The following is a 26,322-nucleotide window of genomic DNA, read 5'->3' as shown; positions in this document are numbered from 1 at the left end:
TAAAGGCTTACATTATAACTATCTGGAGGGATTAAGTATGTCGATCGATACATACTCTGAAACGACTAAAATTAAACAATTATTAGAAAAACCATCAACAAAGTTTCAACTATCAACAACTCAACTTTACAATAAAATATTAGATAATAATGAAGGTGAACTTACTGAATTAGGTGCTATTAATGCCAGCACTGGTAAATACACTGGCCGCTCACCTAAGGATAAGTTTATCGTTACTGAACCTTCATATAGAGATAATGTAGATTGGGGAGACGTCAATCAACCTATCGATGAAGAAACATTTTTAAAGCTTTACAATAAAGTATTAGACTACTTAGGCAAGAAAGACGAACTATATGTATTTAATGGTTACGCAGGTAGTGATAAAGATTCACGTTTGAAATTAACTGTCATTAACGAATTAGCATGGCATAATTTATTTGCACATAACATGTTCATTCGTCCTGAATCTAAAGAAGAAGCAAAATCAATCAAACCTAACTTTACAATTGTATCTGCACCACACTTCAAAGCTGACCCTGAAGTTGATGGCACGAAAACTGAAACGTTTGTTATTGTGTCATTTAAACATAAAGTGATTTTAATCGGTGGTACAGAATATGCAGGAGAAATGAAAAAAGGTATCTTTTCAGTAATGAATTACCTATTACCTATGCAAGATATTATGAGTATGCATTGCTCTGCTAACGTGGGAGAAAAAGGCGATGTAGCATTATTTTTCGGTTTATCAGGTACAGGTAAAACAACATTATCCGCTGATCCTGAAAGAAAATTAATCGGTGATGATGAACATGGTTGGAATAAAAATGGCGTATTCAACATTGAAGGTGGTTGTTACGCAAAAGCAATCAATCTTTCGAAAGAAAAAGAACCACAAATTTATGATGCCATTGAATACGGTACTATCTTAGAAAACACAGTCGTTAAAGAAGACGGTACTGTGGATTTCGATGACAATAAATTCACAGAAAATACAAGAGCAGCATATCCTATTCATCATATTGATAATATTGTATTACCTTCAAAAGCTGCACATCCTAATACGATTATCTTTTTAACTGCAGATGCATTTGGAGTGATTCCTCCAATTTCAAAATTAAATAAAGATCAAGCAATGTATCATTTCTTAAGTGGTTTCACGTCTAAATTAGCAGGTACTGAACGCGGTGTAACAGAACCTGAACCATCATTCTCTACTTGTTTCGGCGCACCTTTCTTACCACTTCATCCTACAGTTTATGCAGACCTTTTAGGTGAATTAATTGATAAACATGAAGTTGATGTTTATTTAGTTAACACTGGATGGACTGGCGGAAAATATGGTGTTGGTAGAAGAATTAGTTTACACTATACGCGTCAAATGGTTAACCAAGCTATCTCAGGTAAATTAAAAGATGCAGAGTTTACAAAAGACTCAACATTTGGTTTAAATATTCCTGTTGAAATCGAAGATGTACCAAAAACAATCTTAAATCCTATCAATGCGTGGAGCGACGCTGAAAAATATAAAGCACAAGCAAATGACCTTATCCAAAGATTTGAAGATAACTTCAAAAAATTCGGCCCTGAAGTCGAACACATTTCTGATAAAGGTGCTTTCAATAAATAAAAGTAAAAGCGCGGCAGATATAAATCTGCTGCGCTATTTTTCGTTTATTTCTATTTGAATCATCCATTTATGTATGTACTTTAAAGTTTCTTGTAAAGCAAATGGTCGAGGTACATGCCCTTCTTCCATTTGATAAAGTGTATCATAATATACACCAATATCTTTCAATCGTCGTTCTAGGTAATATGCTTGATGAATACCTACTTGTTTATCTTTACCACCATGTACAATTAAAATCGGTGGACTTTGTGGTGTAATATATTGTATCGCTTCTCTAACTTCATATGCTTCATGATCTTTTTTAGGATGCCCAACCATTCTTCTCAACATCCCTCTTAAATCCACACGCTCTTCATACATTAAATGTATATCAGAAACACCACCCCAAATGATATAACTATCAACTGGTAAATCTTGAAATGTTAGCAAGCCTTGCAACCCTCCACGCGAAAAGCCAATCATATGTATAAATGCACTAGGATATTTTGAATGTAATATACGTATAAGTTCAGTGACATCATTTAAATCTCCTCGATAAAACTCGTCTTTACCTTCACTACCATTATTCCCTCTATAATAAGGACCCACAACAAGTGTGTGTTCATTAGCAAATTGCATTAATCGAGCTGCTCGCACACGACCTACTTGTCCTTTTCCACCTCTTAAATAAACTACAATTCGATTGACTTTATTATATGGTGTCATCATTAGTGCTTTCACTTTCAGATGATCAACATCATAAGTGATTTCATCAAACTGGTGCGTAGCTATTTCAATCGGCATTTTCTTCATTTTAATAAAGTCCAAGTGAAATCACCCTTTCAAAACAGTGTAAAATAGCGTCGTCTTGCAGCAAGAAACTACGTTCACTATATGGTATATCTTTAATAGAAGTAAAAAGACAGGGGCCATCTGTTTCTAAATAATCAGTTCGTTTAGCTAAAGATGATACTTGAATAAAATAAACATCTTTGACAAACCTTGATGCATCGTTAGTTTTCACAGTATATTGTGCAATGTATTGCATTGCATCTATATATGCACCAGTTTCTTCATATAATTCACGTTGTATAGCATCATTGCTTGATTCCCCATGTTCCCTTTTGCCGCCTGGAAATTCAATACCTCTGTTTTTGTGGCGAGTAAATAATAACTTCCCTTGGTATACTGGTATTGCAAGAACGTGATTACCTGTTGGATTATCTTTATTCGTTTTATAAGTTAACTGCACTTCTCTTTGGTCTTTATCTAAAAACTTCAAGTACATCACATTCCTTTATAATATGTTAAAATAACTATATTCAAAATTCTGGTTGGAGGCTTTTTTATGAAAAAAATATTCCTAGCCTTGATACATTTTTATCAACGCTATATTTCTCCATTAACACCACCTACATGTCGCTTTTATCCTACATGTTCTGAATATACACGTGAAGCGATTCAATATCATGGTGCTTTCAAAGGATTATATTTAGGCATTCGACGCATACTCAAATGCCATCCACTACATAAAGGTGGCTATGACCCAGTACCACTTGCTAAAAATAAGTCTAAACATCATCATTAAAATATTCTAATTTACTTCTATCTACTACAGGGGGAATGAATTCAATCATTCCCTCTTTTAAAATACCTTCATTTTCCACAAAGTCATTTTCAAAATAATAGCCTGCTGGCGTCACATCACCAGGATAATCACCATATTGAGATAACATTGCAGTAAAATAACGACTCAATCCGTATTCATACATACCACCTACAACAATATTAATACCCCTATTTTTTAGATAATCAATGGTTTCTATAACACGGTCAATACCACCTAATCTAAACGGCTTTAGTACAACAGTATCAATTGGATAATGCGAAACAATAAACTGAATATCATCAATTGATGTTGCCTTTTCATCAATTGCAATAGGTAATTGGGGTTCATTATCAAATTGATTTAAAGTATTAATATTAGCAAACGGTTCTTCTATATATAATATATTTTGATTCATATCTTTATTTATTTCTTGGTATTGATTGATATCGAGTGACTCATTTGCATCGATGACAATATCAAATGGAAATTCTAATGAATTTAATTTATTAATATCAGAAATTAATTGATTTGAATATTTCACTTTTATACGTTTAGGTTGCGTTTGTTTTAACGTCGCAAATTGGGCATCACTCCATCCACTGATGGTAGCACCATATTCAACCTTAAATGCTTTAAGTTTATAATACATTTGATATAACGCCATGACAACTGTACTGCGGGCTGCCGGACAATGATTTAATGTATTCAATAATGCCTGCCATTCTTCAAACGAATGTACATCCTTATTCTTAATTGATACAAACCACTGTTCAATCTGTTGTTTAACAGAAGCTATGGTTTCCTTATCGTACCATGATGTTTTAAAGGCGTTGCACTCACCAAAATACGTATCACCTGTATCAGTAATCAGTTCGATGACTAAACATTCTCTTTTGTCTAATGACACTTTAGGTGTCACAATAGGCGATTTAAATGCCTGACTATATAAGTAAAACCTCAACTCATTAATCTTCATTTTTAGATTCCTTTGACATCACTTTATTTCTTTGTAGTTTACCTGTTGAAGTATATGGTAATTCATTTACCTCATAAAAGGCTTTAGGTATTTTATATTTAGCTAAATGTGTGGAGAAATGTTGCTGTAAATCATTTTTATCAACATAGTCTTGGGCGATATAATATAGTACCGGTACTTGACCCCAAGTGTCGTCATTTTGACCGATACATACGGCGTCTTCAATTTCAGGAAAATATTTAGCTACAGATTCAATTTGGTATGGATAGATATTTTCTCCACCACTAATGATTAAGTCTTTACGACGATCATAAATCATAACGAAGCCATCATCGTCAATTTCAGCAATATCACCTGTTTTAAAAAAGCCATCTTCAAAGGTATCTGTTAAATTAGAAGGATATAAATAACCATTCATTACATTTTTCCCTTTTATGAGTAATTCACCGTGACCATTTTGATCAGCATCTTTAATTTTAACTTTGACATTATCACTCGGTTTACCAACTGTATCATATCGTTGAGCCAACATATCTGGTGTCGCAGTTAAAAATTGTGAACATGTTTCAGTCATTCCAAACGAATTATAAATAGGCAAGCAATAATCTAAAGCTTGTTGAATTAAATTAGAAGAAAGCTTTGCTCCACCCAACAGAATCTTTTCTAATTGATAAGGCTTTTCTAAACCTGTATCCATTAACCATTTTAATGTTTGTGGCACAAGTGACACATGAGTAATATCTTCATTTTTAATAATATCAAGCATATCTTCTGTATTATATTTCTCTAATAGTCTGACAGTAAATCCTTCTATCATACTACGTAATATCACACTCAAACCTGAAATATGATAAATCGGGAGTACAGATAGCCATTTAGATTGTTGACTATAACCTAAGCTTGTTTTACATCCTTCTGCACTTGCTAGATGATTCTTAAACGTTTGAGGCACAGCCTTTTGTGGACCTGTCGTACCCGATGTAAACATGATTGAAGCGATATTTTCTAATTTAAAAGTATTCATTTGATCTTCTATTAGATTTAAAAGCTGAATTCCCTCAATATTATATATATTAAAACCATCTAATTCTAAAGATGTCGTTGTGATAATTGTTTTAACATCTATCGAATTCATTTGAGCAATCATTTCATTTGTCGTTAACCGAGTATTAATCATCGCAATTTCAATATTTGCAAGCCAACATGCATGTATTAAAATCAATGACTCAATTCGATTATTAATGTGTAAACCAATTCTTGACTGAGATAATTGTTTTAAATGTTGTGAAAGTTCATGCGCTTCATCATATAAAGCTTTGAATGTAAGCGAGCGTTGTCCATCAGTCACAGCTATTTTATTTTTATTCTTGATAGATTGTTCTTTTAACCAATAGTCCACGAGTCATTCCTCCATTTATCGTTACATATTTAATTATAACGATTTTATTTGAATCTATCAGTGGTCAAATCTTAAATTTCTAAATAAAGTATGTAGAATTAAATGTATATCTACACCCTTGCATTCAAGAATGTCCTTTTAAAAGATAAAAACTACACCTTGGGAAAAACGTTTATAAAATAAGAAAAAAATCCCTAAAAAGATTAAAAAATATTTATATTAAAGATACAAATTATAGGAGGTGAATCACAATGCAATTTATCACAGATCTTATCAAAAAAGCAGTAGATTTCTTCAAAGGTTTATTTGGTAACAAATAATCTGCATCATGATCATCTTGGAACTCAAGTTCCATAATCCTATGGCCCTAAAGCATACCCTAACGTATCGCTTTAGGGTTTTTCTTATATATTTGATATGCTATATGTGGGTTTTGTTTTATTTAATTAGTGGACAAAGTTTGAATGAAAAAGATTATATCTTATAAATATTACTGTTACTAAGATACTCAGATATGCTTTCATCTATGACTTTGAAATTATAAACAGACATAAAATAATAGCAATGTTTTCAAAATCAATTGTAAAATTTCTGATAAACTAAACTCCTTCTATTTTTATAAACCCAAATCTGTTGATTACTAACAATTATTATATTGTTAAACAGTGACTCATAATCATATTGACTTATCTTATAACTTTCATTTGATTTTATCCATAAAGAAAAATAGAGATTGAAATAGTAATACTTCAATCTCTATAATATAATTTTTTGTTTAATTGTATAAATTCTCATGATGTACCTCTTTAAAATAAAAAAGCAGGATAAGTATAAAACTCAATCCTGCATAATACTATGATATTCAATTATCGCCTAGCCTCATAGTTGGCTGGCTACTGTGTTCAATGTATTTCGTTTTAATAGTCCACGCACTGTCGTTGACTTATATATATTATAACATTTTTATTTTATTTCTCAAGATATAATGCTAATGTTTTATTTCTTTTTTTAACGTTGTGTGGTTGTCTTTCTTTATGGTCTTCAATTTTTGATTGGGCAACTTTACTCACTTTTATTAGAATTTAGACTTTCATTTAAATTCTTTTATCCTCAAATTAATGCCTAATTTAAAAGAAAACAAAAATAAGCCTAGAATGGATTAAAACCATTCTAGGCGTTTTTACGGAGAGTGAGGGATTCGAACCCTCGAGACGCTTGTTGGCGCCTACACACTTTCCAGGCGTGCTCCTTCGGCCAGCTCGGACAACTCTCCATCATAATATGATAAATAAAAAAACAGAAGCGATATTTCACTTCTGTTTGTATGACTCCTACGGGACTCGAACCCGTGTTACCGCCGTGAAAGGGCGGTGTCTTAACCGCTTGACCAAGGAGCCATGGCTCCACAGGTAGGACTCGAACCTACGACCGATCGGTTAACAGCCGATAGCTCTACCACTGAGCTACTGTGGAATAATAATGGAGCGGGTGATGGGAATCGAACCCACAACATCAGCTTGGAAGGCTGAGGTTTTGCCATTAAACTACACCCGCATGTGAAATGTAATACGATTATGGGGCGGTTGAAGGGAATCGAACCCTCGAATGTCGGAACCACAATCCGATGCGTTAACCACTTCGCCACAACCGCCAAAAATGACGAATGGTTCAGGACAGAGTCGAACTGCCGACACATGGAGCTTCAATCCATTGCTCTACCAACTGAGCTACTGAACCATAATATTAATAATGGCGGTCTCGACGGGAATCGAACCCGCGATCTCCTGCGTGACAGGCAGGCGTGTTAACCGCTACACTACGAGACCTATTAAAACTATGTATTGCGGGAGGCGGATTTGAACCACCGACCTTCGGGTTATGAGCCCGACGAGCTACCGAACTGCTCCATCCCGCGATAATATTATTTTTGACTACTTAATTATTGTACCATCATTAGCTTAATAAAGTCAACACTTTTTTAAAACTAAATTTACATTGTTTGAATTAGTAAAACAATCGATACGTTCAAGTTGCTTTAATACGCCCTCGCTTAACACTTTATTAGTATATTAGGTTTGTTACTATTAGTCAATATTAATTCCAAATTAAAATGTGTAAAAATTACTACTTGATTTCATTTTATAACAAAAGTGTCTAAATGGCCTCCTATTTTATTAACTTTCATCCAATATTGTTACCTTTTCTATAAAATGATCATCTTCTATTATTCATATTTTCTGTTTTTCGACCATTACTACTACTAAAAGAACAATATTATCAAATGACTAACGCCATACTTATCTATTTCAAATAAGTATGGCGCATATTTTAAATTATATTATTAATTTTCCCTACCCTATTGCGTCATAAATCCTTGCATACGATTTTGTAGTGATGTGAATGTAGTAAAACCATCCTCTTCCATAAAATGGCCACCATCTTCAACAACTCTCATACGTCCATCTAAGGTATCCATGAGTCGCTTCGTTTCTTTATATGAAACATGTGTATCATTTTTAGAACTCAAACCATAAAAATGATCTACTTTATTTTTAACTTGTTCATAATTAATCGTTACTCCATGTAAATCAATATTTTCATCTATGTCTACTGCATCATCTTTAAAACCAGCAATACTGAATAGCCCTTCAACATTTTGTTCTAATGTTTCTATAAATTTCAAAGTCGCTATCGTTCCAAATCCATGTGTTACAAAATATGTATCTTTCTTTCTTACATTTAATTGTTGTTGCATTTGTTTAACCCACATATCAATTTTAGCAGGAGTATTAGCTTCTAAATTAAAAAGAGAGACTTTATATCCTTCTAACGTTAAATTGTGACCTAACCATTCATACCAATGATTATGTGCATTTCCTACACTTGAATGCACAATGATGACATCTGTCATTTTTATCAACCTCACTTCTAGATTAAGTAGCAGTCTTTATCATGAACTTATTTATCTTTATTCTATATCAAAAGCACTTTAAAAAGACATTATTATCCTTTTAAAGTGCTTTAATTAAATTATAAAACGTATTAACGTAATTCCTCTAGCATATCATCAACTGCATTATGACCTTGTTGGATACAATCAGGTAGGCCAACCGCTTCAAAAGGCGCACCTGTAATTTTTAATCGTGGATATGTTCGTTTAATATGTTCTTGAATTTTTCTAATTTGTTTAATGTGACCTACATGGTATTGAGGCATACTTTTCGGTAATCGATTAACTATTGTGAATTCAGGATCACCTTTAAATGTCATCATTTGTTTTAAATCGCGACGTACTATAGATACAATTTCTTCATCTGTATGATCATCCACAACAGTATCACCTGGTTTACCAACATAAGCTCTAATTAAAACTTTACCTTCTGGTGTTGTAAATGGCCATTTTTTAGATGTCCATGTACATGCCGTAATATCTGTATTACTTGTTCTAGCAATTACAAAACCAGTACCATCATAAGTATTTTCAATATCTTTTTCATCAAATGCTAGGACAACTGTTGCAACTGTTGTTGAATCCATCGTATTGAAATAATCAAATGCTGGATCGTGATTGAACCATTGCATAAATACTTGTTGAGGTGTCGTGACTAATACACCGTCATAAACTTCATTTTTGCCATCAACAACCACTTGATAGTCTCTTTGAGATACAATAATATCTTCAACTTTAGTATTATATTGAATGTCTACACCTTGGTTTTTAACAGCTTTTTCAAGTGCTTCGATAAATGAGCTTAAACCATGCTTGAACTGTTTAAATTGGCCTTTAGGTGCACCTGGATATAATTGACGTTGTTTAATACGTTGTTCTTTTTCATCTTTCATACCTTTAATTAAGCTACCAAAGGCTTCTTCTTTTTCTTTAAAGTTGGGAAATGTACTCATTAAACTTAAGTCATCTATATTTGTACCATAGATACCACCCATCAGTGGTTCAATTAAATTCTCAAGTACTTCATCACCTAAACGCTGTCTAAAGAAATCACCTACTGATATGTCATCTTCTATCTCGATAGGCTTTTTAAATAAATCTAATCCAGCTCTTAGTTTACCTAATGGTGAAATTAATTTAGTTTTGATAAAAGGTTTTATATCCGTTGGTATGCCCATAATAGACCCACCTGGTATCGGATATAATTTATTTTTAGCATAAATGTATGATTGACCTGTCGTATTGGTAATTAAATCATTACCTAATCCAATTTCATTAGCTATATCAGTCATTATCGTTTTTCTACCTAAATAAGACTCTGGTCCTAATTCGATCGTATAGCCATCTTTGCGATATGTTTGGATTTTTCCACCTGGTCGATTGGTTGCCTCATAAATGGTTACATTTAACTGAGGATTTTGTTTTTTCATATAGTAAGCACTTGTTAAACCGGTTATGCCTGCACCGATGATTGCTACATTCTTACTCAAAATCATTCACGCTTCCTTCTATTAAAATACTGATTTAATTTCATCTACTATTGCACCGATAAATAATGGATGCGTATTAGGCATTTCTGGACGATAATAATTTGCACCGATGTCGTCACAAACAACTTTACATTCATAGTCATTATCATATAAAACTTCTAAATGTTCGCATACAAATCCTACTGGTGTATAGATAAAGTTTTTATAACCATGTGCTTCAAATAAATCTCGTGTTAAATCTTGTACATCAGGCCCTAACCAAGGTGTACCAGTATTACCTTCTGATTGCCAACCTTCAGCAACATGGATAATATTTGATTTAGCTTTTAATTGTTCTGCCGTGTCATGTAGTTCATTAGGATATGGATCATTGTTTCTTTCAATTAATCCTTTAGGTAAACTATGTGCAGATACAACTAATACAGTATCGTCATGTTCTTCAGATGGAATCTGTTTTAAAGTATCATTAATTTGATTAGTCCAAAACTCTAGGAATTTCGGTTGGTGATAATAATGTTTAACATGATGTAATTGAATGCCAAATTTTTCAGCCTCTTGTTCTGCGCGTTCATCATAAGATCCTACTGAAAAGCTTGAATAATGTGGTGCTAAAACTACAGTTACAGCTTCAGTTATTCCATCGTTATTCATAGACTCAACCGCTTCTTCTATATACGGTGAAATGTGTTTTAGACCTAAATACAACTTAAATTCAACATCGTCATATGCGTCATTTAAGGCATCTTTTAATGCTTCTGCTTGTCTGTCAGTTGTACCTGCTAATGGTGACAATCCACCTATAAATTCATAGCGATTTTTTAAATCTTGTAGTTCTTCTTCTGTTGGTTTTTTACCGTGTCTGATATCAGTATAATAAGGTTCGATGTCACTTTCTTTGTAAGGTGTACCATAAGCCATTACTAATAATCCTATTGTTTTACTCATTTATAAAACCATCCTTTAATCTAATCATATTACTTACATTATTCACTTTGAATTAAGAGAACTACTGTTGAGTATAATCATGTACAAATTGACTTACTTTACGAAGTGTTTCTGGTTGAACTTCTGGGAATACACCATGACCAAGATTAAAGATATGTTTACCTCTAGACATACCTTGATCTAAAATGTCTTTTAATCTTTCTTCTATTACTTCCCATGGCGCTAATAACAATGATGGATCTAAATTGCCTTGTAATGTTTTGTTTACGCCCATTTGTTGAGCTTGATCAATAGATGTTCTCCAATCTAGACCTAGCACATCAATTGGTAAATCATTCCATTCGTTAATTAAATGACTTGCTCCAACACCAAACAATATAACTGGAACTTGATGTTGACGTTTAATACCATTTACTAATTTATCCATGCCTGGCTTAATATATTTTCTATAATCTTGAACATTTAAAGCGCCTACCCATGAATCGAAGATTTGAATCAACTCGGCACCTGCTTCTATTTGTGCATTAACGTAATCTATGGAAATAGCAACTAAATGATCCATTAAAGCAAACCAAGTAGCTTCATCACGATACATCATTGCTTTGGTTAGATTGTAATTTTTAGAAGGTCCACCCTCTATCATATATGAAGCTAAAGTGAATGGAGCACCAGTAAAACCAATTAACGGTACATTTAATTTTTCTTCAGTTAATATTTTTATCGTATCTAAAACATATGGTACATCTCGTTTTGGATCAATTTGAGAAAGTTTTTCAACATCTTGTACTGTCTTAATTGGATTTTGTATCACTGGTCCGATTCCAGATTTAATTTCAACATCTACACCAATAGGTTTTAACGGTGTCATAATATCTTTATATAAAATCGCGGCATCTGTATTGTAATTATCAACTGGTAAGTGTGTGACATATGCACATAATTCAGGTTGATGCGTAATATCGAATAATGAATATTTCTCTTTTAATTTACGGTATTCTGGTTGTGATCTCCCTGCCTGACGCATAAACCAGACTGGTGTATGGGATGTCTTTTCACCTTTTATCATTTTTAAAATCGTATCATTCTTGGTATGCACCATTTAGTCCCCCTAAATTAAAATCATTCTTATCTATAATATCATATTGTATGTTCGTTCGTATTTTATTGTGCTTAAATGTCATAAAAAAGACATAGTAAAATTATTTGGAAATATGAACTACTTACAAATTGTCATAATTTTTTATTTAGATAATGAATTTCAATATAATAACTCATCATTTTATATCAAGGATATATTATAATTTCAATTAATTTCAGTTTAATTTGTAATAAATCAATACATTCTTATACATTTATTTTAAAAACCAGACTTTTAAGGTAGAAAATAAAAAATGATAATCGTATAATTAATAAAAACAAGGGAGGTAACTGTCATGAATTTATATACATCTTATGGGACTTATGGATTTTTAAATCAAATTCAACTTAATAATCCAGACCATGATTTATTCCAATATTCAGCATCAGATACTTCAGTTATATTAGAAGAAACTGAAGGAAAATCTGTACTAAAACATCCAAGTGCATATGAAGTATTATATAGCGTGGGCGAATTTAATGAAGAACATTTTTACTGCGCTCTATTCATTCCTTCATCTGAAGATCATAAAAATCAATTAGAAAAACAATTACTTCATTTTGGTGCACCTTTTGACAATTTCGGCGGGTTCAAAAGTTATCGATTATTACGACCATTAGAAGGCAATACATATAAATTGTATTTTGGTTTTGCTAATCGTAGTGCATATGAAGACTTTAAGTCATCTGACTTATTCCAAGATCATTTTTCTAAAGCAGCATTAAATCAATTCTTTGGATATAGTGGACAACATTCAAGTTACTTTGAACGTTACTTATATCCAGTAGATCATAATTAAGAAATAAAAAAGTTGTCCTATTGCAAAGATATTGCTTTCGCTATTAGGACAACTTTTTATTTAATCTCTTAATAATGTTTCTTGATATTTTAATTTTTTAATCGTACTTCTAATCGTTAAATAACCAACTAAAAAGAATACGATTGAAAAGAAAAATAATGTTGGATTCATAATTGAAAATGTAATTGTAAATATTAAACCAATAATAATCATAAGTCTATATAAAAACTTCTCATAACCTTTGATAACAATTGTATCAGGTACAGGCCAAACTTGTGGCCATAGACCATAGGCTTGTTGAGTATAGAACTGAGACATTTGTAATAAAGTGATATACATAAATAAACTACCTATTAATATGGACACTACCGGATTTGAAAGCCATAACATTAATATCACTGCTATAAGTGTCAATCTTAATATGATACTAAAAGCATCTCTACCCCTTACAAAACTTCGTACAAATAAATATAAATACATTTGATTAGCATTAAATTTCCTACCTTTTGGTACAGGCAAGATAAAATCTAAATAACTACGTCTAACTGCAGACTCTCTCAAGTGTTTGACATCGGTAAACATATTTACAAATTTATAATAATTTGTATGGTGTCTATGTTCTACCCCAATCATTCTATCCCATGGATATAGTTGTTTGTCTGCTTTAGATTTTAAAGTAGCAATCAATACTATAACTAGTAAAGTGATAATCAATGCAAGATACGTTTGCAATCCGAGGATTAAATAATAATTCATACTTAAAATAATAAAAAAGTTTACATTCATTAACCAAGTTGATACACCTAATTGATACCCAATCCATCTTAGGCATAACACTAGATAAGGTAGTATGAGTGCGATTACTACAAAAACAATATAGTATTGCAAATGGTGATGATTCAATTTATAAAATAATGGAAATGGTACGATGAGTAATAACAATTGAGTTAATATTCTTGCAAAGTAACTATATTGTATACTTAATGACATGTAGCGTTTCATGTATTTTTCAAACGGTAATAAAAAGATTTGATCTGCTTCTTTTAATAATGTTCTTAATGGAAATAATGAAGCAATCGCCATAATGATACTAGTTATAAGTGCATAATCAATATGCTTGGGTATATGTTTTAACCACTCTCCATATCCCATGATAAAAGCACCAAATAAGATTAAAAGAAAGACTGTAAAATGACCATTAAAAATAAATTTATTGTAGTAATTTTTTTCTTTACGTATCGCCTTTTGACGCTTTCTAAATAATGTTGTTGCCTGATTATTCATTGGCATGGCCACCTTGAGTAACATGTATATAAATATCATCCAGTGTATGATCGTTTAGCCCAGTTTGTGCTCTTAATTCATCTAAATTACCAAAAGCAACAACTTCACCTTTATCTAAAATGATAAAACGATCACAATAGCGTTCAGCAGTGGCTAAAATGTGTGTACTCATCAACACTGTACGGCCTTCATTTTTCTTTTCTACCATTAAATCAAGCATGGACTGTATACCTAATGGATCTAAACCTAAAAATGGTTCGTCAATAATATACAATTCAGGATTAACAATAAACGCACATATAATCATCACTTTTTGTTTCATACCTTTTGAAAAATGACTTGGAAAAACCTTTAATTCATCTTGTAATCTAAATATTTTTAATAACGGTTCTGCCCTTTTCATTGCTTCTTCTTGTGATAGTCCATATGCCATTGCAGTCATTTCAATATGTTCTTGTAACGTTAATTCTTCATAAATAACTGGTGACTCTGGAATATATGATAATTTTCGACGGTATGTTTCAATATCGTCAGTTATATTAGTGTTAGAAATTGATAATGATCCTGATGTAGGAGTTAAAAGTCCTAACATATGTTTGATAGTCGTACTTTTACCAGCACCATTTAGACCAATTAATCCAACGATTTCGCCTTCTCTTAATTCAAAATTGATATCTTTAATTACAGGTCGTTTACCGTAACCACCTGTTAGATGTTCTACTTTTACTGTCATAAGGCACCTCCACGAGACCTATTGTATCAAAAATAATGAATTACACCTAAAATTAGCTATGATGAATGACGAATTTTTGTTAGTAATGCTATAATATATTTTAAGATTAAGAGAAGAGGAGTGTAATCAACATGTCTGAAACGATTTTCAGTAAAATTATTACTGGTGAAATTCCTAGCTTTAAAATTTATGAAAATGATTATGTCTATGCCTTTTTAGATATTTCTCAAGTAACGAAAGGTCATACACTTTTAATTCCTAAAAAAGCTTCAGCAAATATATTTGAAACAGATGAAGAAACAATGAAACATATTGGTGTTGCCCTTCCTAAAGTAGCTAATGCAATTAAAAAAGCATTTAATCCTGATGGTTTAAACATTATACAAAATAATGGTGAATTCGCGGATCAATCAGTTTTCCATTTACATTTCCATTTAATTCCAAGATATGAAAATGACATTGATGGTTTTGGTTATAAGTGGGAAACACATGAAGAAGCATTAAATGATGAAGCTAAAAAAGAAATTGCTGCTCAAATTCAAGCTCAATTTGAATAATCATGCTTAATTTGTATTAAAATGGGTATAAGATGAATAATACAATTATCCGAAATATAAAAGTGAGGAGATTTATAATGAAAGTAACACGCGTATTGTTTGGTATTGGCGTAGGTGTTGCCGCAGGTTTCGCAGTATCATTGCGTAATCGTGATGACCAAAGCGTTAAGAATAACACTATTGATGGCGGACAGCCAACTGGCGCTCAATCAGAGTTACAACGTGAACTAGAAACAATGAAACAATCATTTAATGATATATTAAATTATAGTTCACAAATTAAAAATGAAGGAACAGAGTTTGGTAGTTCAATCGGTGATGAAATTAAAACATTAATCGGTAACTTCAAGTCTGATATTAACCCTAATATTGAAAAGCTACAATCTCACATTGAGAATTTACAAAACCGTGGCGAAGAAATTAGTAATACATTTTCTAAAGAAAAATAAATTATGTATGGTATTCCCTATTCAAAAATGTAATCATTGATTGCAAATATTGGATAGGGTTTTCTAATATATTGGCGCACCTATTAAATAACATCGTTTGACTGTTTTATATAGAAAACCTATTGACTTCATCCATAATTCAATAGATAATACCATACATATATTGACTAAGAAATGAGGCATGTTGCATGTTTTTATGTACAAGACAAATTGATATTCATGAAAGATTTGGTATCCCTAGAATTGCATTCATGAGTATTGTTGGTACCATTATAATGTTTTTGTTTAGTTATGAAGTCATGTACTTTTTTAGTAACACGCCATTATCTGATAAACATTTTTTAATTGTGCTTGTACTTATATTTTTTATGTATCCATTACATAAAGGGGTTCATTTATTATTTTTCCTACCCTTTTACAAATCATTTCGAATTCATAAATTAACACGAAAGAAATGGATTCCATATTTTAATACTTATGTAAATACACCCATCCATAAAGTTTATTTTTGTATCAACTTGATATTACCTTTTATATTAATATCAACATTATTTATTTTTTTATGTATGTATTTTCCGCAATATGGACATTATTGTATGTTTCTATTAGCACTTAATTTTGGGTTTTCTGTACTTGATTTACTTTATTTAAAAATTTTAGTGTTTTCAAATTATGGAAATTATATTGAAGAACATCAATCTGGCATACACATTTTGAAGAAAGAAAAATTTATAGCTTCTTTATAGGTTTAAATATAAACTGTCAGTCAACTTATTATCTTGACTGACAGTTTTTTTATGGTAATTATTTTTAATCTCTAAATTCCCTAGTACTATAGTCCTAAAGAGAGGGTTTTGAATTGGTACCTTCCCTTATATATGTTATATTTACGTTGATTATATACATAAAGGAGCTAACAACATATGAAAGCATTTAACAAAATCATGATACCAGTAACAGCAAGTGCCCTTTTACTAGGTGCATGTGGATCAGATGCGACAGATTCAAAAGAAAATACGCTCATATCATCTAAAGCTGGAGATGTGAAAGTTGAGGATGTTATGAAGAAAATTGGTAAAGATCAAATTGCTAGTAAATCATTCAGTATCGCTCTAGATAAAATTCTCGCTGATAAATATAAAGATAAAGTAGATACTAAAGATATTGATAAAGATATTAAAAAAGAAGAAAAGCAATATGGTGGTAAGGAACAATTTGAAAGTGTCTTAAAACAACAAGGTATGTCAATGGATGATTACAAAGATCAAAAACGTTTATCCGCATATCAGAAAGAATTATTAAATGATAAGATAAAAGTTTCTGACAAAGAAATCAAAGATAACACTAAAAAAGCCTCTCATATCTTAATCAAAGTAAAATCTAAAGACAGTGATAAAGAAGGCTTATCAGATAAAAAAGCAAAACAAAAAGCTGAAGAAATTCAAAAAGAAGTTTCTAAAGATCCAAGTAAATTTGGAGAAATCGCTAAAAAAGAATCTATGGATAAATCTAGTGCTAAAAAAGATGGTTCCCTTGGTTATGTAACAAAAGGACAAATGATGGAAAGCTTCGACAAAGCCCTATTTAAACTAAAAGAAGGCGAAGTTTCTAAAGTTGTCAAAACCGATTATGGTTACCATATTATTAAAGCTGACAAAGAAACTGACTTTAACTCAGAAAAATCAAATCTGAAATCTAAAATTTTAGAACAAAAAATTCAAAAAGATCCTAAATTATTAACTGATGCTTATAAAGAAATCCTAGATGAATATAAAGTAGATTATAAAGATAGAGATATTAAAAAAGCTGTTGATGATACAATTTTAGATCCAGACAAGATTAAACAACAAGAACAACAATCATCACAAGGTGGCGCTAGCATGCAACAAGGTGCTCCAGGAATGACAGGCTCATAATTCGTAATTAGCATTGTTGCTAGTAACATTTTGCAATCTTAAATACACATGTTATAATATATGTAACAAAGATTTCAGTATGGAAACACCAATCCCCTCACTATTTGCGGTAGTGAGGGGATTTTTTAGTGTAGCTACATATGTCGCCTATTTACTTGTCGTTACGATGGCGTAGCCAATGCGCAAATAATGTAACGATACAACCACTTATAACAGTAGTTGCGATATGAACAAAGATTTCAGTCATGGAAGTAACACCCCCTCTCATCGTCTTAATGACGCCTGAGAGATAGGCGACGATATTATTATATCATCTCTACTCACTTTTGAAATACGTGGATAATAGAATAAATTAAAAGGGAGAGGTACAGAAATAATAAAGAACCACTAATCATTTATGATGTAGTGGTTCTTACGCATTAGCCACAGCTAATGTGTGCTTTAAAATAGGAATACATGAGTGAAACGCATGCATAAGAAATACTAATTTCTAAAGAAAAAGTATTTCTTTATCGTTGTCCATCCCCAACTTGCATTGTCTGTAGATTTTCTTTTCGAAATTCTATATGTTTGGGGCCCGTCCCACCGGGCAAGGATGACTAGAAATGAAAAGCTTGATACATTAGACCGTCTTTGTAATTGATTACTTAGACGGTTTTATGCATGAACTTTAGTTCATGTATACCTCTAAAGCTTAATTTGAACACATGAGTCAATACACATGTGTAAGTCATTCTAATTTCTATAAGAAAAAGAATGACTTTACAGTCAACTACAGACTAAACATGGATGTAACTTGAAATATATTTATGTCCTAACCTGTTTTTCAAATTAATCTAATTGTATAGGATTGTAGAATTGTCTATTTTCAAGACCAAAAATTCGCTCTGTAAATTGACCTTTATCCGTTTTCTTAAATGCTTTTTCAAACATGTTCATTTTAGCATCTATATTATCTATAAAAAATAGAATCTCGGCTTCTTTTAAATGTGGCATTTTTGGTGAACCAAACTCTAACTTACCGTGATGAGCTAAGATCATATGTCTTAATAACATGACCTCTTCACCATCAATGCCAAGTTCTTTTGCAGCTTCAGCCACTTCATCGCTTGCAATAGAAATATGCCCTAATAAATTACCCTCCACAGTATACGTCGTAGCCACAGGACCACTTAACTCTTTTACTTTTCCTAGATCATGTAAAATGATGGCACTATATAAGAGACTTCTATTTAATAGTGGATATATATCACAAATAGATTTAGCAACTTTTAACATCGTTAAAACATGATAGCTTAAACCACTAGCAAAGTTATGATGATGTGAACTAGCAGCTGGAAATGTAAAGAAGCTTTCTTGATACTTTTTAATTAAATGTCTTGTAATACGTTGTAAATTAGCATTCTCAATATCTAACATATAATGTGAAAGTGCTTCTTGTATTTCAGTTGGAGACATAGGTGCACCATCTACAAAATCTTGTGTATTCATATTATCTTCAGGTGTCGCTAATCGAATTTGATTCACTTTCATTTGTTTACGTCCGCGATAGTTAATGACATCACCTTTCACATGTACGATTTCTTCTGGCTTTAATGTCTGCATATCTTCCTTCGTAGCAGTCCATAATTTAGCTTCGATATCTCCACTTTTGTCTTGTAAATATAGTGTCATGTAGTCTTTACCTTGAGCTGTCACACCTTGTGTTGCTCTGTGGATTAAAAAGAAGTGATTAACTGAATCACCGGGATTTAATTTTTCTACATTTCTCATTATTTCCCGCCTTTCTCTAATTTATTTAATGTAATCATTTCTTTAGTTGGAACAATATTATCATTAGTACATGTAAAGTATAGTACTTGATGATCCGTTGATAATGTTCTTAAATAATTTAACATTCTTTCTTTACGATCCTTATCAAAGTGTACAAACGCATCATCCACAATAATTGGGAATGGATAATAAGGTTTTAATACTTTGATCAAGCTCAATCTAAGTGCAACATATAATAACTCTTTCGTAGATTGACTTAACTCTACAGGTTGGTACATTTGACCATTTTCATGTTTAACTTGAATGGCTTCTTCTGAATAATAAATATTAGTATAAGCACCATTAGTAAGATTTGTGAATATAAGAATAGCTTCATTAATCACCTGTGGTAAACGTTTATCTTTGATTTGTTTGATATGTTCATCTACTAAACTTTGTAAGTAACTTAAACTTGCCCAATCTTTAGCTATACTATTCATTCTATTTTTTAAACTATGATACTCATGACGTAATTGTGTTAATGTCGTATCTGTTTCCATGTGATTAATTTGAGCATTGAGATCACTAACTTCAGCTTGCATATCAAGATATTGTTCATTATATTGATCAACTTGCTGTGCTAATAATTGATTTTCTTCATTTAACTGTGCTGTCGTTTTATCACTCAATTGTGAACTAGCATCATATGAGTAATTTTGATTTTCAAGATATTTTGTTAAATCATTGAAACGCGTCAATTGATTTGTATATGTTTGATACTTTTCATGATGTTGATAATATTCTTCTTCAGTTGAGACGCCGATATGATTAAATAATTCGTTAATCGTTTGATTATTGTCGTCTAAGTGTCTTCGTAACTGTGATAACTCATCATTTAATAATTTACTTTGTTCAGTATTTTTATGCCATTTTTCATTACTATCCTCAGCATTCTTAAGCCATTGTTTCACATCATGGAAGAACGACATTTTGTTAAAATAAGTAAATTGTGATTGTGTCACTGCTTCTGCATGATTATAAAACGCGTCTAAATCTTTTACTATTTGATGACGTTTAGCGTTTAATTCATCAATATACTGGTCGTTTGATTTGATTTGTCCCATTGTGCCAATACTTTCAACAATAAGGCTATCTGCTATTTTAGGTGAAAGATGTAACTCTTGTTTCGCAACTTCTAAATTATGATTGATATCATTTAAACGTTGTTCTGCCTTAGATAATGCATTGTTCATGTAAATTGATTTTTCATCTAGAACGTCTTTATTTTTTAATGCATGTTGCCAATGATCACGAGTACGTTGTTGTTCGTCTAAATCAAAGTCTAAATCATATTGACTTTCTAAAACTTCTAATTGGTTTTCTAAATCGTCAATTTCTTGTGTGATTGTTTCACTATAATCTACTTCCTTAGATTTCACTAAGAATATGCCGATGACAAACACAACTGTTAATACTGCAAATATAATTCCAAAAATCATGTTTTGCGTTAAAAATGCAAAAACGGTCAACGCTGCGCCAACTATTGCTAGTAAAATAAATACCATACGCAACATTTTTTGGCGTTTGTTTTTACGCTCTTGTTCAATTTCAAATGTTTCTTTTAATTTTTCATATAGGTTTTCTTTCTCGTTTAATTCAACAATTTGTTGTTTGTGCTCTTTTTTCTTTTCAAACGTTTCTTCTGGAACAAGTAGATTTTCTAATTGATCTAATTCATTGCTATTTGCGTTTTGTTCAATTTTATTATCTTCAATGCTACGTTCTAATTGTTGAATATAAGCCACTTGTTCTTGCTTGTTTTTAATTTGATCACTAATATGACTCTTCATTGCTTCTGAACTATCAACATCATGATAAGTTTCATTCCAGCCGATATTCGATTGCATACTTTCTTTATCACGTTGTTTATCAGAAATTTCTTTTTCTATAGATCGTAATTCATACTCTTTTTGTTTAATCTCATTTTCTTGTTGATATAAACTATTAAAAGCATCGATATCAGACTGCTTAGCAGGTTCTACAGATTCATTATCTTGTTTGATGTGAGACAATTGCTGTTCTCTTAAACTGATGTCTCTGATCAATGATTGTCTTTGTGCATTTGCAGCTTCATAACGATCAATCCCTTTTTCAGGGAAATGTAATGGTTCAACATTGAGCGCATGTTCTAATTGTTTCCACTCTTGTGTTTGATCATGTAAAGCTACTTCTTTTTGTTTTTCTTCATGCATTTTAGAAAGTTGGTTCAAGTTTTGTTTAATATTATCAAGGCGTCGTGAAGATTTATCCTTTTCATCAACCAATCTATGATAAGTATCAAGTTTTGCTTCTTCCTCACGAATTTGTGCTTCTAATTGTTTTAACTGATCAACTTGTTGATTAATGATTGGATTTTTACCCGACTTTTTATACAATTCGTCCTTTTTCTGACTAATCGTATCTCTCATGCTTGTAAATTCAGTAGATCCTAAAGCGCCCGCTTCGAGCAAATAGTCTTGTAACTGTTTTTCGTCTAAATTACGATGAATATCTTGCAAGCCTAAGACGTCAAAAGAAAATATACCTTGGTATGTTTTTTTAGATATATAATTCAATTTCTTTTGTAACCATTCTTCATCTCGAACGCTGCCATCTTCTAGGTATACTTTAACATCACCTTGGGCACTACCTTTAATACGTTCAACTTCAACGACATTTCCATCGTCTAATTGAAGTGTCAATTTACCACCATATTGATTACCTAATCTTGGTTCTAAACGCGGCTCTTTAGACTTCTTAGTTGGAAATCCAAACAATATAGAATGGATGAAAGCCTGGATCGTTGATTTCCCAGCTTCATTTTCACCAAAAATTTCAGTAAATGATTGGTTAAACTCAATATTTCGTTGAACAAATTGTCCATAGCCATATATCTCAAGTGATTTAATTATCATTTTGTTCACCTCTCATGTCTGCCTTTAATAAGTCTTCAGCATGATTGACTAGATCTGTTTTATCAAATGTTGTATAGTCATCTAAATATTTAGAAGCGCGTGGATTTAAATATAAATCTGACATTGCTTTATCGAAGACTGTTCTATCATTTAATAAATCATTTGAAAATTCATTTACTAAAGGCGACTCGTCATTCGTTTTATATTGTAAATTTAAATCCTCAATAAATACAAAATCCTTTTCATTTTCTTCATAGTCAGTAATCATTTCTTCGACTTGTAATATATCTTGAGGTGACATCGTTGCTTCACTATCGATAATGACATTTAATCGGTAAAATGCTTTTCCTTCTTCTCGTACTTTATCTTTAAATGACTGAATGGCTTCATACAAGCCTTGTTTAGTCGTTTCTGAAGTTTCAATTGTCGCTTCTTCAAATTTAATAGATTGTGTCGGATAGAATTGCGTAGTTAGTTTTAAATTATCCCCTTGGATCAGTAAACAACCTTTTTCACCTTTTTCGTTAAAGTGTCGCCCTTGAATATTACCAGCATAATTAATAACAGGTAAGTCACTTAATTGTTGTCTTTCATGTATGTGACCCAAAGCCCAATAATGATACAATTTACTATTTAAATCTTCTAGTCTAAATTCAGTATATCTATCTTTAACAGATGACTTACTATAAGTACCATGTAACACACCTATATGTATACCTTGTTGCCCTTGACTAGATGGAAAGCTATCAATTTTATTCTCATAACTCGCATCATTTTGGTAACTAAATCCATGTATAAAAATGGTTTCTCCATCTTTAGTTATTGCTTGATACGTTTCTACTTGATTTGAAAATACAGAAACATTTTTAGGCCAATTTGAAGATATCTTTGTAGATAACGGATCATGATTACCATGACAAATGTATACGAAAATTTGTTCTTTTTCTAATCGTTCGAATTGCTCTTTTAAAAACACCTCAGCTCTTAACGTTCGATTTTCTTTATCGAATAAATCACCAGCAATGATGATAAAATCTACTTCTTTTTCTAATGCTAAATCAACAATATGTTGAAAACTTTCATATGCACTTTTTTGAACATCCTCAAATATGTTGGGACTCAAATGACTTTTAGATTTAAAAGGACTGTCTAAATGTAAATCCGCACAATGTATAAATTTAACCATAAGCTCTATTCTCCTTATTAAAGACACTTTATGACTGTAGACAATTAAAATGTATTTAACATAATAAAGATACATTTCTTATTCTAATTATCGAATAAAAATTCAGTCACAATATTCCTTTATATCTAATCATTTTACCATATGTGAAACATAAGAGTCGATGTTGAACATAGTTATTCATCAATAACATAAAAAAGCTACAGCACTTAAATAAGTACTGTAGCTTTGAAAAAATGACTAACTCTTAGTCAGCATAAATTTCATCTAAAGGTTTAACGATGATTTGGTTAATTTCTTGGAATACTTGGCTCATTTTTTGTTCAGCTTGCATTAATGAAGAGATGTTTTCATCTTTTTCAATTGCTTGTGCTTGTTCTTGAGCTTTTTGTAAGTCTTCCTCAGGAATTTCTTCACCTTGCATTTGTTTTTGTTGGAAATTCATTTGAGTTTCACGGAATTCATCAAATAATTTTTTTGATTCTTCGTTATCTTTTACTTTAGCATAAGCATCTTTAATAGCTTTGTATTCATCACTATCTCTTAATGCTTGCTCTAATTGATTTGCATAATCATATAAATTTACTGCCATTGTTCACTGCACTCCTTTGAGTTAATTTGTGTTTCAACACTCTTAATAAATGTAACACATATCATTTAGTTAGACAAAGATTGCGACTATACCTTGGAAAATTCCTATAATACCACCAAGTATAAAACCTAAAGACATGATTAATTTTAATTCTTTATTAGCAATATCGATAATGATTTTTTCAATATAGTCTAAATCAAAGGTATTGATTTGATCTTCAACAAGTTGTCTTAAATTAATTTTATGCATGATCATTGTTAAGTTACTAGATAATTGATGAATAATGATGTTGGTCAGTTTGTCAGATAACTCATTTTCTAAGTAATAAATAAACTTAGGTGACAATTCATTAATAGGTTTTCTAATTTGATCATGTAAATTAAATTGCGTAATCATTAATGACGTTGCAGTTGTAGCAATGTTTTCAAACTGTTCATCTGATACTAATTCACCTAGTTGCTTATTTTTGAATGTTTCAAATTCATTTTGTATGACTTGATCAATAATTGATTTGGCTTTGGGATGATTTGTTAAACGAATTAATTCTTGTTGTATTCGATCAGCAATACTCTCTCGTGTCATGAACATTTGTAATAAACCTACAATTTTCCCCTTTTCATAAAAGAATGTTTCTAACATATCATTAATGTCTTGTGTTCCTTTTGGAGAAGATAAATATACTCGTGCACGTTCACAAATCAAATCACCAACATCATTGAGTCTATCTTGAATTAGCTCAATCAATTCTTGTGGTAATACATTATTAACTGCAGATTGTTGATGCGCTCTATAATAATTCATTAAAATCGATTCTACTTCTTCATGAAGTTGGTGTTCTATAAAATAATCGATATTAACATTTACTTTTTCTGCAATATGGTGAATAGTCATATCATCTGATTTCAGTTGTTGTATCTGTTTTAAAATAATATCGTTAATCGCACCTTTAGCTTTTCCATCATTTAATTTTTGTCTCATGAGCTCTTCTGTAAGTAAATGTTCTTCTATAACTTGACCAATCTTATTTGCAATTTCATCTCTTCTTTTCGGAATTAAACCAGGTGTGAATGGAATTCTTATCTTAAAAATATAATATGGATTGAATGGGTGAAATAACATTTTGATAGCTATGACGTTAGTTACCCCACCAATAACGGCGCCAACCACCATCATAAACAAAATGATTAACAAAGCGTGCATGACATAGACTCCCTTCAAAATATAAAAATCATGATTTATTATAGCATTTAATTTCGCTAAGTTTCGTTAGTTTAAACTTATAAAACTTTTTCATATATCTTTCAACTTAAAATACCTCTTTAAATAACCCATAATAAAATAAAAGCCTAAGTCATCATTTGTAGACGGCCTAGGCTAATATGTATAGTTAATAACTAAAACATCTTCTATGTTAATAAAAATAAGTGATTAAATCATTTTACGATTCTACTATCACTTATTTGAGAAAAAATTAAATATGAACTAATTCTTCTTTCGCATTTCTATTGAAATAAGTTTCTGCTTCTCTCATTTTAGAAGTACCGAAAATAGGTTGTTTTTCAGGATTTAATACACGGTAAATATTGCTAACTTTATTACTTTGTAAAATATAACCGCTTCTAGTTTCAATTGTATTCCAATAAATATCACTAGTTGTTGAGTGATTTGGATATGCACAATGATTTCTAGAAATAGTTTGGACGATTTCTAATGGATCACAACCAAACGTGCTATTTAAAACATCTGAATCTCTAAATAATGCACAAATTGAAACACATGTTGTCCAATTTGGTAATACACGTTCTTTTTCAATTTGAACTAACGTTTTCTTTGAAAGCCCAATAGTTTGAGCCATAGTATCTTGTGTATATCCTGCTTCTATACGAACCATTTTAAATTTTGTTTGAATTAAATCTGTAAAACTCTGTCTATCCATTCTATTATCTACCTTTCTTGAAGAGAATTTATATCCGGACACAAGAAATTG

25 protein-coding genes and 8 tRNA genes are annotated in these 26,322 nt (G+C 31.4%); 8 read left to right on the top strand and 25 right to left on the bottom strand.

The features are described 5' to 3' along the window. Positions 1-37: 37 nt before the first annotated feature. A complete protein-coding gene (gene pckA / locus LPC11_RS05195) occupies positions 38-1,630 on the top strand; it encodes a phosphoenolpyruvate carboxykinase (ATP) (RefSeq protein ID WP_023373022.1) in 1,593 nt (530 codons plus the stop codon). A 33-nt stretch (positions 1,631-1,663) separates the two neighbouring features. Here the strand turns inward: pckA and LPC11_RS05190 are convergent, their stop codons facing one another. Together LPC11_RS05190 and ytkD are read right to left on the bottom strand one after the other, a co-directional pair. Further along, positions 1,664-2,413: an alpha/beta hydrolase family protein gene (locus tag LPC11_RS05190; RefSeq protein WP_167321436.1), complete on the bottom strand. Its 750-nt coding sequence runs from the start codon at positions 2,411-2,413 to the stop codon at positions 1,664-1,666. A gap of 10 nt (positions 2,414-2,423) precedes the next feature. Beyond that, positions 2,424-2,897 (bottom strand): RNA deprotection pyrophosphohydrolase, encoded by a 474-nt coding sequence (gene ytkD, locus LPC11_RS05185; RefSeq protein ID WP_023373026.1) that lies wholly within the window; start codon positions 2,895-2,897, stop codon positions 2,424-2,426. A gap of 60 nt (positions 2,898-2,957) precedes the next feature. Between ytkD and yidD the strand changes: the two genes are divergently transcribed. Beyond that, positions 2,958-3,197 carry a membrane protein insertion efficiency factor YidD gene (gene yidD / locus LPC11_RS05180; protein ID WP_002452125.1) on the top strand — a complete coding sequence of 80 codons (240 nt, stop codon included), beginning with the start codon at positions 2,958-2,960 and terminating at the stop codon, positions 3,195-3,197. Here the strand turns inward: yidD and menC are convergent. Together menC and menE are read right to left on the bottom strand one after the other, a co-directional pair. Further along, positions 3,181-4,194, bottom strand: coding sequence for an o-succinylbenzoate synthase (gene menC / locus LPC11_RS05175; protein WP_231307372.1), 1,014 nt, complete (start codon positions 4,192-4,194; stop codon positions 3,181-3,183). The two genes, yidD and menC, sit on opposite strands and share 17 nt — an antisense overlap. Beyond that, on the bottom strand, positions 4,184-5,593 hold the full coding sequence (gene menE, locus LPC11_RS05170) for an o-succinylbenzoate--CoA ligase (RefSeq protein ID WP_023373030.1): 1,410 nt from the start codon (positions 5,591-5,593) through the stop codon (positions 4,184-4,186). Before menE ends, menC begins: the two co-directional genes overlap by 11 nt. Positions 5,594-5,844: 251 nt before the next feature. Between menE and LPC11_RS12585 the strand changes: the two genes are divergently transcribed. Further along, entirely contained in the window at positions 5,845-5,913 is a 69-nt protein-coding gene (locus LPC11_RS12585) for an epsilon family phenol-soluble modulin (RefSeq protein ID WP_100066984.1), read from the top strand. 863 nt (positions 5,914-6,776) lie between these two features. On the opposite strand, the gene LPC11_RS05165 is transcribed toward LPC11_RS12585, so the two are convergent. The 12 genes from LPC11_RS05165 to hemE all read right to left on the bottom strand — a co-directional run bounded on the left by LPC11_RS05165 (position 6,777) and on the right by hemE (position 12,077). Then, a tRNA-Ser gene (locus LPC11_RS05165) sits at positions 6,777-6,866 on the bottom strand. A gap of 52 nt (positions 6,867-6,918) precedes the next feature. After that, positions 6,919-6,990 (bottom strand) — tRNA-Glu (locus tag LPC11_RS05160). 1 nt (position 6,991) lies between these two features. Beyond that, positions 6,992-7,066 (bottom strand) — tRNA-Asn (locus LPC11_RS05155). Positions 7,067-7,073: 7 nt separating this feature from the next. Next, positions 7,074-7,147, bottom strand: a tRNA-Gly gene (locus LPC11_RS05150). A 21-nt stretch (positions 7,148-7,168) separates the two neighbouring features. Further along, positions 7,169-7,244 (bottom strand) — tRNA-His (locus tag LPC11_RS05145). Between the two features lie 13 nt (positions 7,245-7,257). Then, a tRNA-Phe gene (locus LPC11_RS05140) sits at positions 7,258-7,330 on the bottom strand. Between the two features lie 13 nt (positions 7,331-7,343). Then, positions 7,344-7,419, bottom strand: a tRNA-Asp gene (locus tag LPC11_RS05135). 15 nt (positions 7,420-7,434) lie between these two features. Next, a tRNA-Met gene (locus LPC11_RS05130) sits at positions 7,435-7,508 on the bottom strand. A 441-nt stretch (positions 7,509-7,949) separates the two neighbouring features. Next, entirely contained in the window at positions 7,950-8,504 is a 555-nt protein-coding gene (locus LPC11_RS05125) for an RBBP9/YdeN family alpha/beta hydrolase (RefSeq protein WP_023373033.1), read from the bottom strand. 131 nt (positions 8,505-8,635) lie between these two features. Continuing rightward, entirely contained in the window at positions 8,636-10,033 is a 1,398-nt protein-coding gene (hemY, locus tag LPC11_RS05120; RefSeq protein WP_164967153.1) for a protoporphyrinogen oxidase, read from the bottom strand. A gap of 21 nt (positions 10,034-10,054) precedes the next feature. Continuing rightward, positions 10,055-10,978 (bottom strand): ferrochelatase, encoded by a 924-nt coding sequence (gene hemH / locus LPC11_RS05115; RefSeq protein WP_041613602.1) that lies wholly within the window; start codon positions 10,976-10,978, stop codon positions 10,055-10,057. Positions 10,979-11,039: 61 nt separating this feature from the next. Beyond that, complete coding sequence (gene hemE, locus LPC11_RS05110) at positions 11,040-12,077, bottom strand: uroporphyrinogen decarboxylase (protein WP_023373039.1); 1,038 nt, start codon at positions 12,075-12,077, stop codon at positions 11,040-11,042. A gap of 334 nt (positions 12,078-12,411) precedes the next feature. Between hemE and traP the strand changes: the two genes are divergently transcribed. Next, positions 12,412-12,915: a signal transduction protein TRAP gene (gene traP / locus LPC11_RS05100; RefSeq protein ID WP_002466817.1), complete on the top strand. Its 504-nt coding sequence runs from the start codon at positions 12,412-12,414 to the stop codon at positions 12,913-12,915. A gap of 60 nt (positions 12,916-12,975) precedes the next feature. Here the strand turns inward: traP and ecsB are convergent, their stop codons facing one another. Both ecsB and ecsA read right to left on the bottom strand, forming a co-directional pair. Continuing rightward, positions 12,976-14,199, bottom strand: coding sequence for an ABC transporter permease EcsB (ecsB, locus tag LPC11_RS05095; protein WP_023373041.1), 1,224 nt, complete (start codon positions 14,197-14,199; stop codon positions 12,976-12,978). Beyond that, entirely contained in the window at positions 14,192-14,932 is a 741-nt protein-coding gene (gene ecsA / locus LPC11_RS05090; RefSeq protein WP_023373042.1) for an ABC transporter ATP-binding protein EcsA, read from the bottom strand. The genes ecsB and ecsA overlap by 8 nt, the downstream gene beginning before the upstream one ends. A 131-nt stretch (positions 14,933-15,063) precedes the next feature. Here ecsA and LPC11_RS05085 point away from each other — a divergent pair, with 131 nt between their 5' ends. The 4 genes from LPC11_RS05085 (at position 15,064) to prsA (ending at position 17,854) form a co-directional block, all read left to right on the top strand. Next, on the top strand, positions 15,064-15,489 hold the full coding sequence (locus LPC11_RS05085) for an HIT family protein (protein ID WP_023373044.1): 426 nt from the start codon (positions 15,064-15,066) through the stop codon (positions 15,487-15,489). 77 nt (positions 15,490-15,566) lie between these two features. Beyond that, a complete protein-coding gene (locus tag LPC11_RS05080) occupies positions 15,567-15,938 on the top strand; it encodes a YtxH domain-containing protein (protein WP_002452114.1) in 372 nt (123 codons plus the stop codon). 188 nt (positions 15,939-16,126) lie between these two features. After that, positions 16,127-16,684: a DUF3267 domain-containing protein gene (locus LPC11_RS05075; protein WP_023373046.1), complete on the top strand. Its 558-nt coding sequence runs from the start codon at positions 16,127-16,129 to the stop codon at positions 16,682-16,684. A 177-nt stretch (positions 16,685-16,861) separates the two neighbouring features. Continuing rightward, on the top strand, positions 16,862-17,854 hold the full coding sequence (gene prsA / locus LPC11_RS05070) for a peptidylprolyl isomerase PrsA (RefSeq protein WP_002466825.1): 993 nt from the start codon (positions 16,862-16,864) through the stop codon (positions 17,852-17,854). Positions 17,855-18,005: 151 nt separating this feature from the next. On the opposite strand, the gene LPC11_RS05065 is transcribed toward prsA, so the two are convergent. The 7 genes from LPC11_RS05065 to xdrA all read right to left on the bottom strand — a co-directional run bounded on the left by LPC11_RS05065 (position 18,006) and on the right by xdrA (position 26,271). Further along, positions 18,006-18,101 (bottom strand): type I toxin-antitoxin system Fst family toxin, encoded by a 96-nt coding sequence (locus tag LPC11_RS05065; RefSeq protein ID WP_015364873.1) that lies wholly within the window; start codon positions 18,099-18,101, stop codon positions 18,006-18,008. Between the two features lie 584 nt (positions 18,102-18,685). Beyond that, positions 18,686-19,627 (bottom strand): 3'-5' exoribonuclease YhaM, encoded by a 942-nt coding sequence (gene yhaM / locus LPC11_RS05060; RefSeq protein WP_023373048.1) that lies wholly within the window; start codon positions 19,625-19,627, stop codon positions 18,686-18,688. Further along, the gene (locus tag LPC11_RS05055) at positions 19,627-22,560 is read right to left on the bottom strand and encodes an ATP-binding protein (protein ID WP_107566521.1); all 2,934 of its coding nucleotides are present in this window, start codon (positions 22,558-22,560) and stop codon (positions 19,627-19,629) included. Before LPC11_RS05055 ends, yhaM begins: the two co-directional genes overlap by 1 nt. Next, entirely contained in the window at positions 22,550-23,746 is a 1,197-nt protein-coding gene (locus LPC11_RS05050) for a metallophosphoesterase family protein (RefSeq protein WP_023373052.1), read from the bottom strand. Before LPC11_RS05050 ends, LPC11_RS05055 begins: the two co-directional genes overlap by 11 nt. A 244-nt stretch (positions 23,747-23,990) precedes the next feature. After that, positions 23,991-24,335: a YlbF/YmcA family competence regulator gene (locus LPC11_RS05045; protein ID WP_002452107.1), complete on the bottom strand. Its 345-nt coding sequence runs from the start codon at positions 24,333-24,335 to the stop codon at positions 23,991-23,993. 69 nt (positions 24,336-24,404) lie between these two features. Then, the gene (locus tag LPC11_RS05040; protein ID WP_023373054.1) at positions 24,405-25,535 is read right to left on the bottom strand and encodes a DUF445 domain-containing protein; all 1,131 of its coding nucleotides are present in this window, start codon (positions 25,533-25,535) and stop codon (positions 24,405-24,407) included. A 271-nt stretch (positions 25,536-25,806) separates the two neighbouring features. Beyond that, the gene (gene xdrA / locus LPC11_RS05035) at positions 25,807-26,271 is read right to left on the bottom strand and encodes an XRE family transcriptional regulator XdrA (protein WP_002452105.1); all 465 of its coding nucleotides are present in this window, start codon (positions 26,269-26,271) and stop codon (positions 25,807-25,809) included. Positions 26,272-26,322 lie beyond the last annotated feature (51 nt).

Origin of the sequence: Staphylococcus sp. HL28, from assembly GCF_021117155.1 — a bacterium.
Classification (GTDB): Bacteria; Bacillota; Bacilli; order Staphylococcales; family Staphylococcaceae; genus Staphylococcus; species Staphylococcus warneri.
The sequence above is the reverse complement of the archived record's forward strand: the minus strand, read 5'-3'. Positions and strand labels throughout refer to the sequence as shown.

What these genes read in the sequence shown, in the direction of transcription:
- pckA (WP_023373022.1), top strand. Translation starts at nt 38, where the DNA reads ATGTCGATCGATACATACTCTGAAACGACTAAAATTAAACAATTATTA.
- LPC11_RS05190 (WP_167321436.1), bottom strand. Translation starts at nt 2,413, where the DNA reads ATGCCGATTGAAATAGCTACGCACCAGTTTGATGAAATCACTTATGAT.
- ytkD (WP_023373026.1), bottom strand. Translation starts at nt 2,897, where the DNA reads ATGTACTTGAAGTTTTTAGATAAAGACCAAAGAGAAGTGCAGTTAACT.
- yidD (WP_002452125.1), top strand. Translation starts at nt 2,958, where the DNA reads ATGAAAAAAATATTCCTAGCCTTGATACATTTTTATCAACGCTATATT.
- menC (WP_231307372.1), bottom strand. Translation starts at nt 4,194, where the DNA reads ATGAAGATTAATGAGTTGAGGTTTTACTTATATAGTCAGGCATTTAAA.
- LPC11_RS05125 (WP_023373033.1), bottom strand. Translation starts at nt 8,504, where the DNA reads ATGACAGATGTCATCATTGTGCATTCAAGTGTAGGAAATGCACATAAT.
- hemH (WP_041613602.1), bottom strand. Translation starts at nt 10,978, where the DNA reads ATGAGTAAAACAATAGGATTATTAGTAATGGCTTATGGTACACCTTAC.
- hemE (WP_023373039.1), bottom strand. Translation starts at nt 12,077, where the DNA reads ATGGTGCATACCAAGAATGATACGATTTTAAAAATGATAAAAGGTGAA.
- traP (WP_002466817.1), top strand. Translation starts at nt 12,412, where the DNA reads ATGAATTTATATACATCTTATGGGACTTATGGATTTTTAAATCAAATT.
- ecsB (WP_023373041.1), bottom strand. Translation starts at nt 14,199, where the DNA reads ATGAATAATCAGGCAACAACATTATTTAGAAAGCGTCAAAAGGCGATA.
- ecsA (WP_023373042.1), bottom strand. Translation starts at nt 14,932, where the DNA reads ATGACAGTAAAAGTAGAACATCTAACAGGTGGTTACGGTAAACGACCT.
- LPC11_RS05085 (WP_023373044.1), top strand. Translation starts at nt 15,064, where the DNA reads ATGTCTGAAACGATTTTCAGTAAAATTATTACTGGTGAAATTCCTAGC.
- LPC11_RS05080 (WP_002452114.1), top strand. Translation starts at nt 15,567, where the DNA reads ATGAAAGTAACACGCGTATTGTTTGGTATTGGCGTAGGTGTTGCCGCA.
- LPC11_RS05075 (WP_023373046.1), top strand. Translation starts at nt 16,127, where the DNA reads ATGTTTTTATGTACAAGACAAATTGATATTCATGAAAGATTTGGTATC.
- prsA (WP_002466825.1), top strand. Translation starts at nt 16,862, where the DNA reads ATGAAAGCATTTAACAAAATCATGATACCAGTAACAGCAAGTGCCCTT.
- LPC11_RS05065 (WP_015364873.1), bottom strand. Translation starts at nt 18,101, where the DNA reads ATGACTGAAATCTTTGTTCATATCGCAACTACTGTTATAAGTGGTTGT.
- yhaM (WP_023373048.1), bottom strand. Translation starts at nt 19,627, where the DNA reads ATGAGAAATGTAGAAAAATTAAATCCCGGTGATTCAGTTAATCACTTC.
- LPC11_RS05055 (WP_107566521.1), bottom strand. Translation starts at nt 22,560, where the DNA reads ATGATAATTAAATCACTTGAGATATATGGCTATGGACAATTTGTTCAA.
- LPC11_RS05050 (WP_023373052.1), bottom strand. Translation starts at nt 23,746, where the DNA reads ATGGTTAAATTTATACATTGTGCGGATTTACATTTAGACAGTCCTTTT.
- LPC11_RS05045 (WP_002452107.1), bottom strand. Translation starts at nt 24,335, where the DNA reads ATGGCAGTAAATTTATATGATTATGCAAATCAATTAGAGCAAGCATTA.
- LPC11_RS05040 (WP_023373054.1), bottom strand. Translation starts at nt 25,535, where the DNA reads ATGCACGCTTTGTTAATCATTTTGTTTATGATGGTGGTTGGCGCCGTT.
- xdrA (WP_002452105.1), bottom strand. Translation starts at nt 26,271, where the DNA reads ATGGATAGACAGAGTTTTACAGATTTAATTCAAACAAAATTTAAAATG.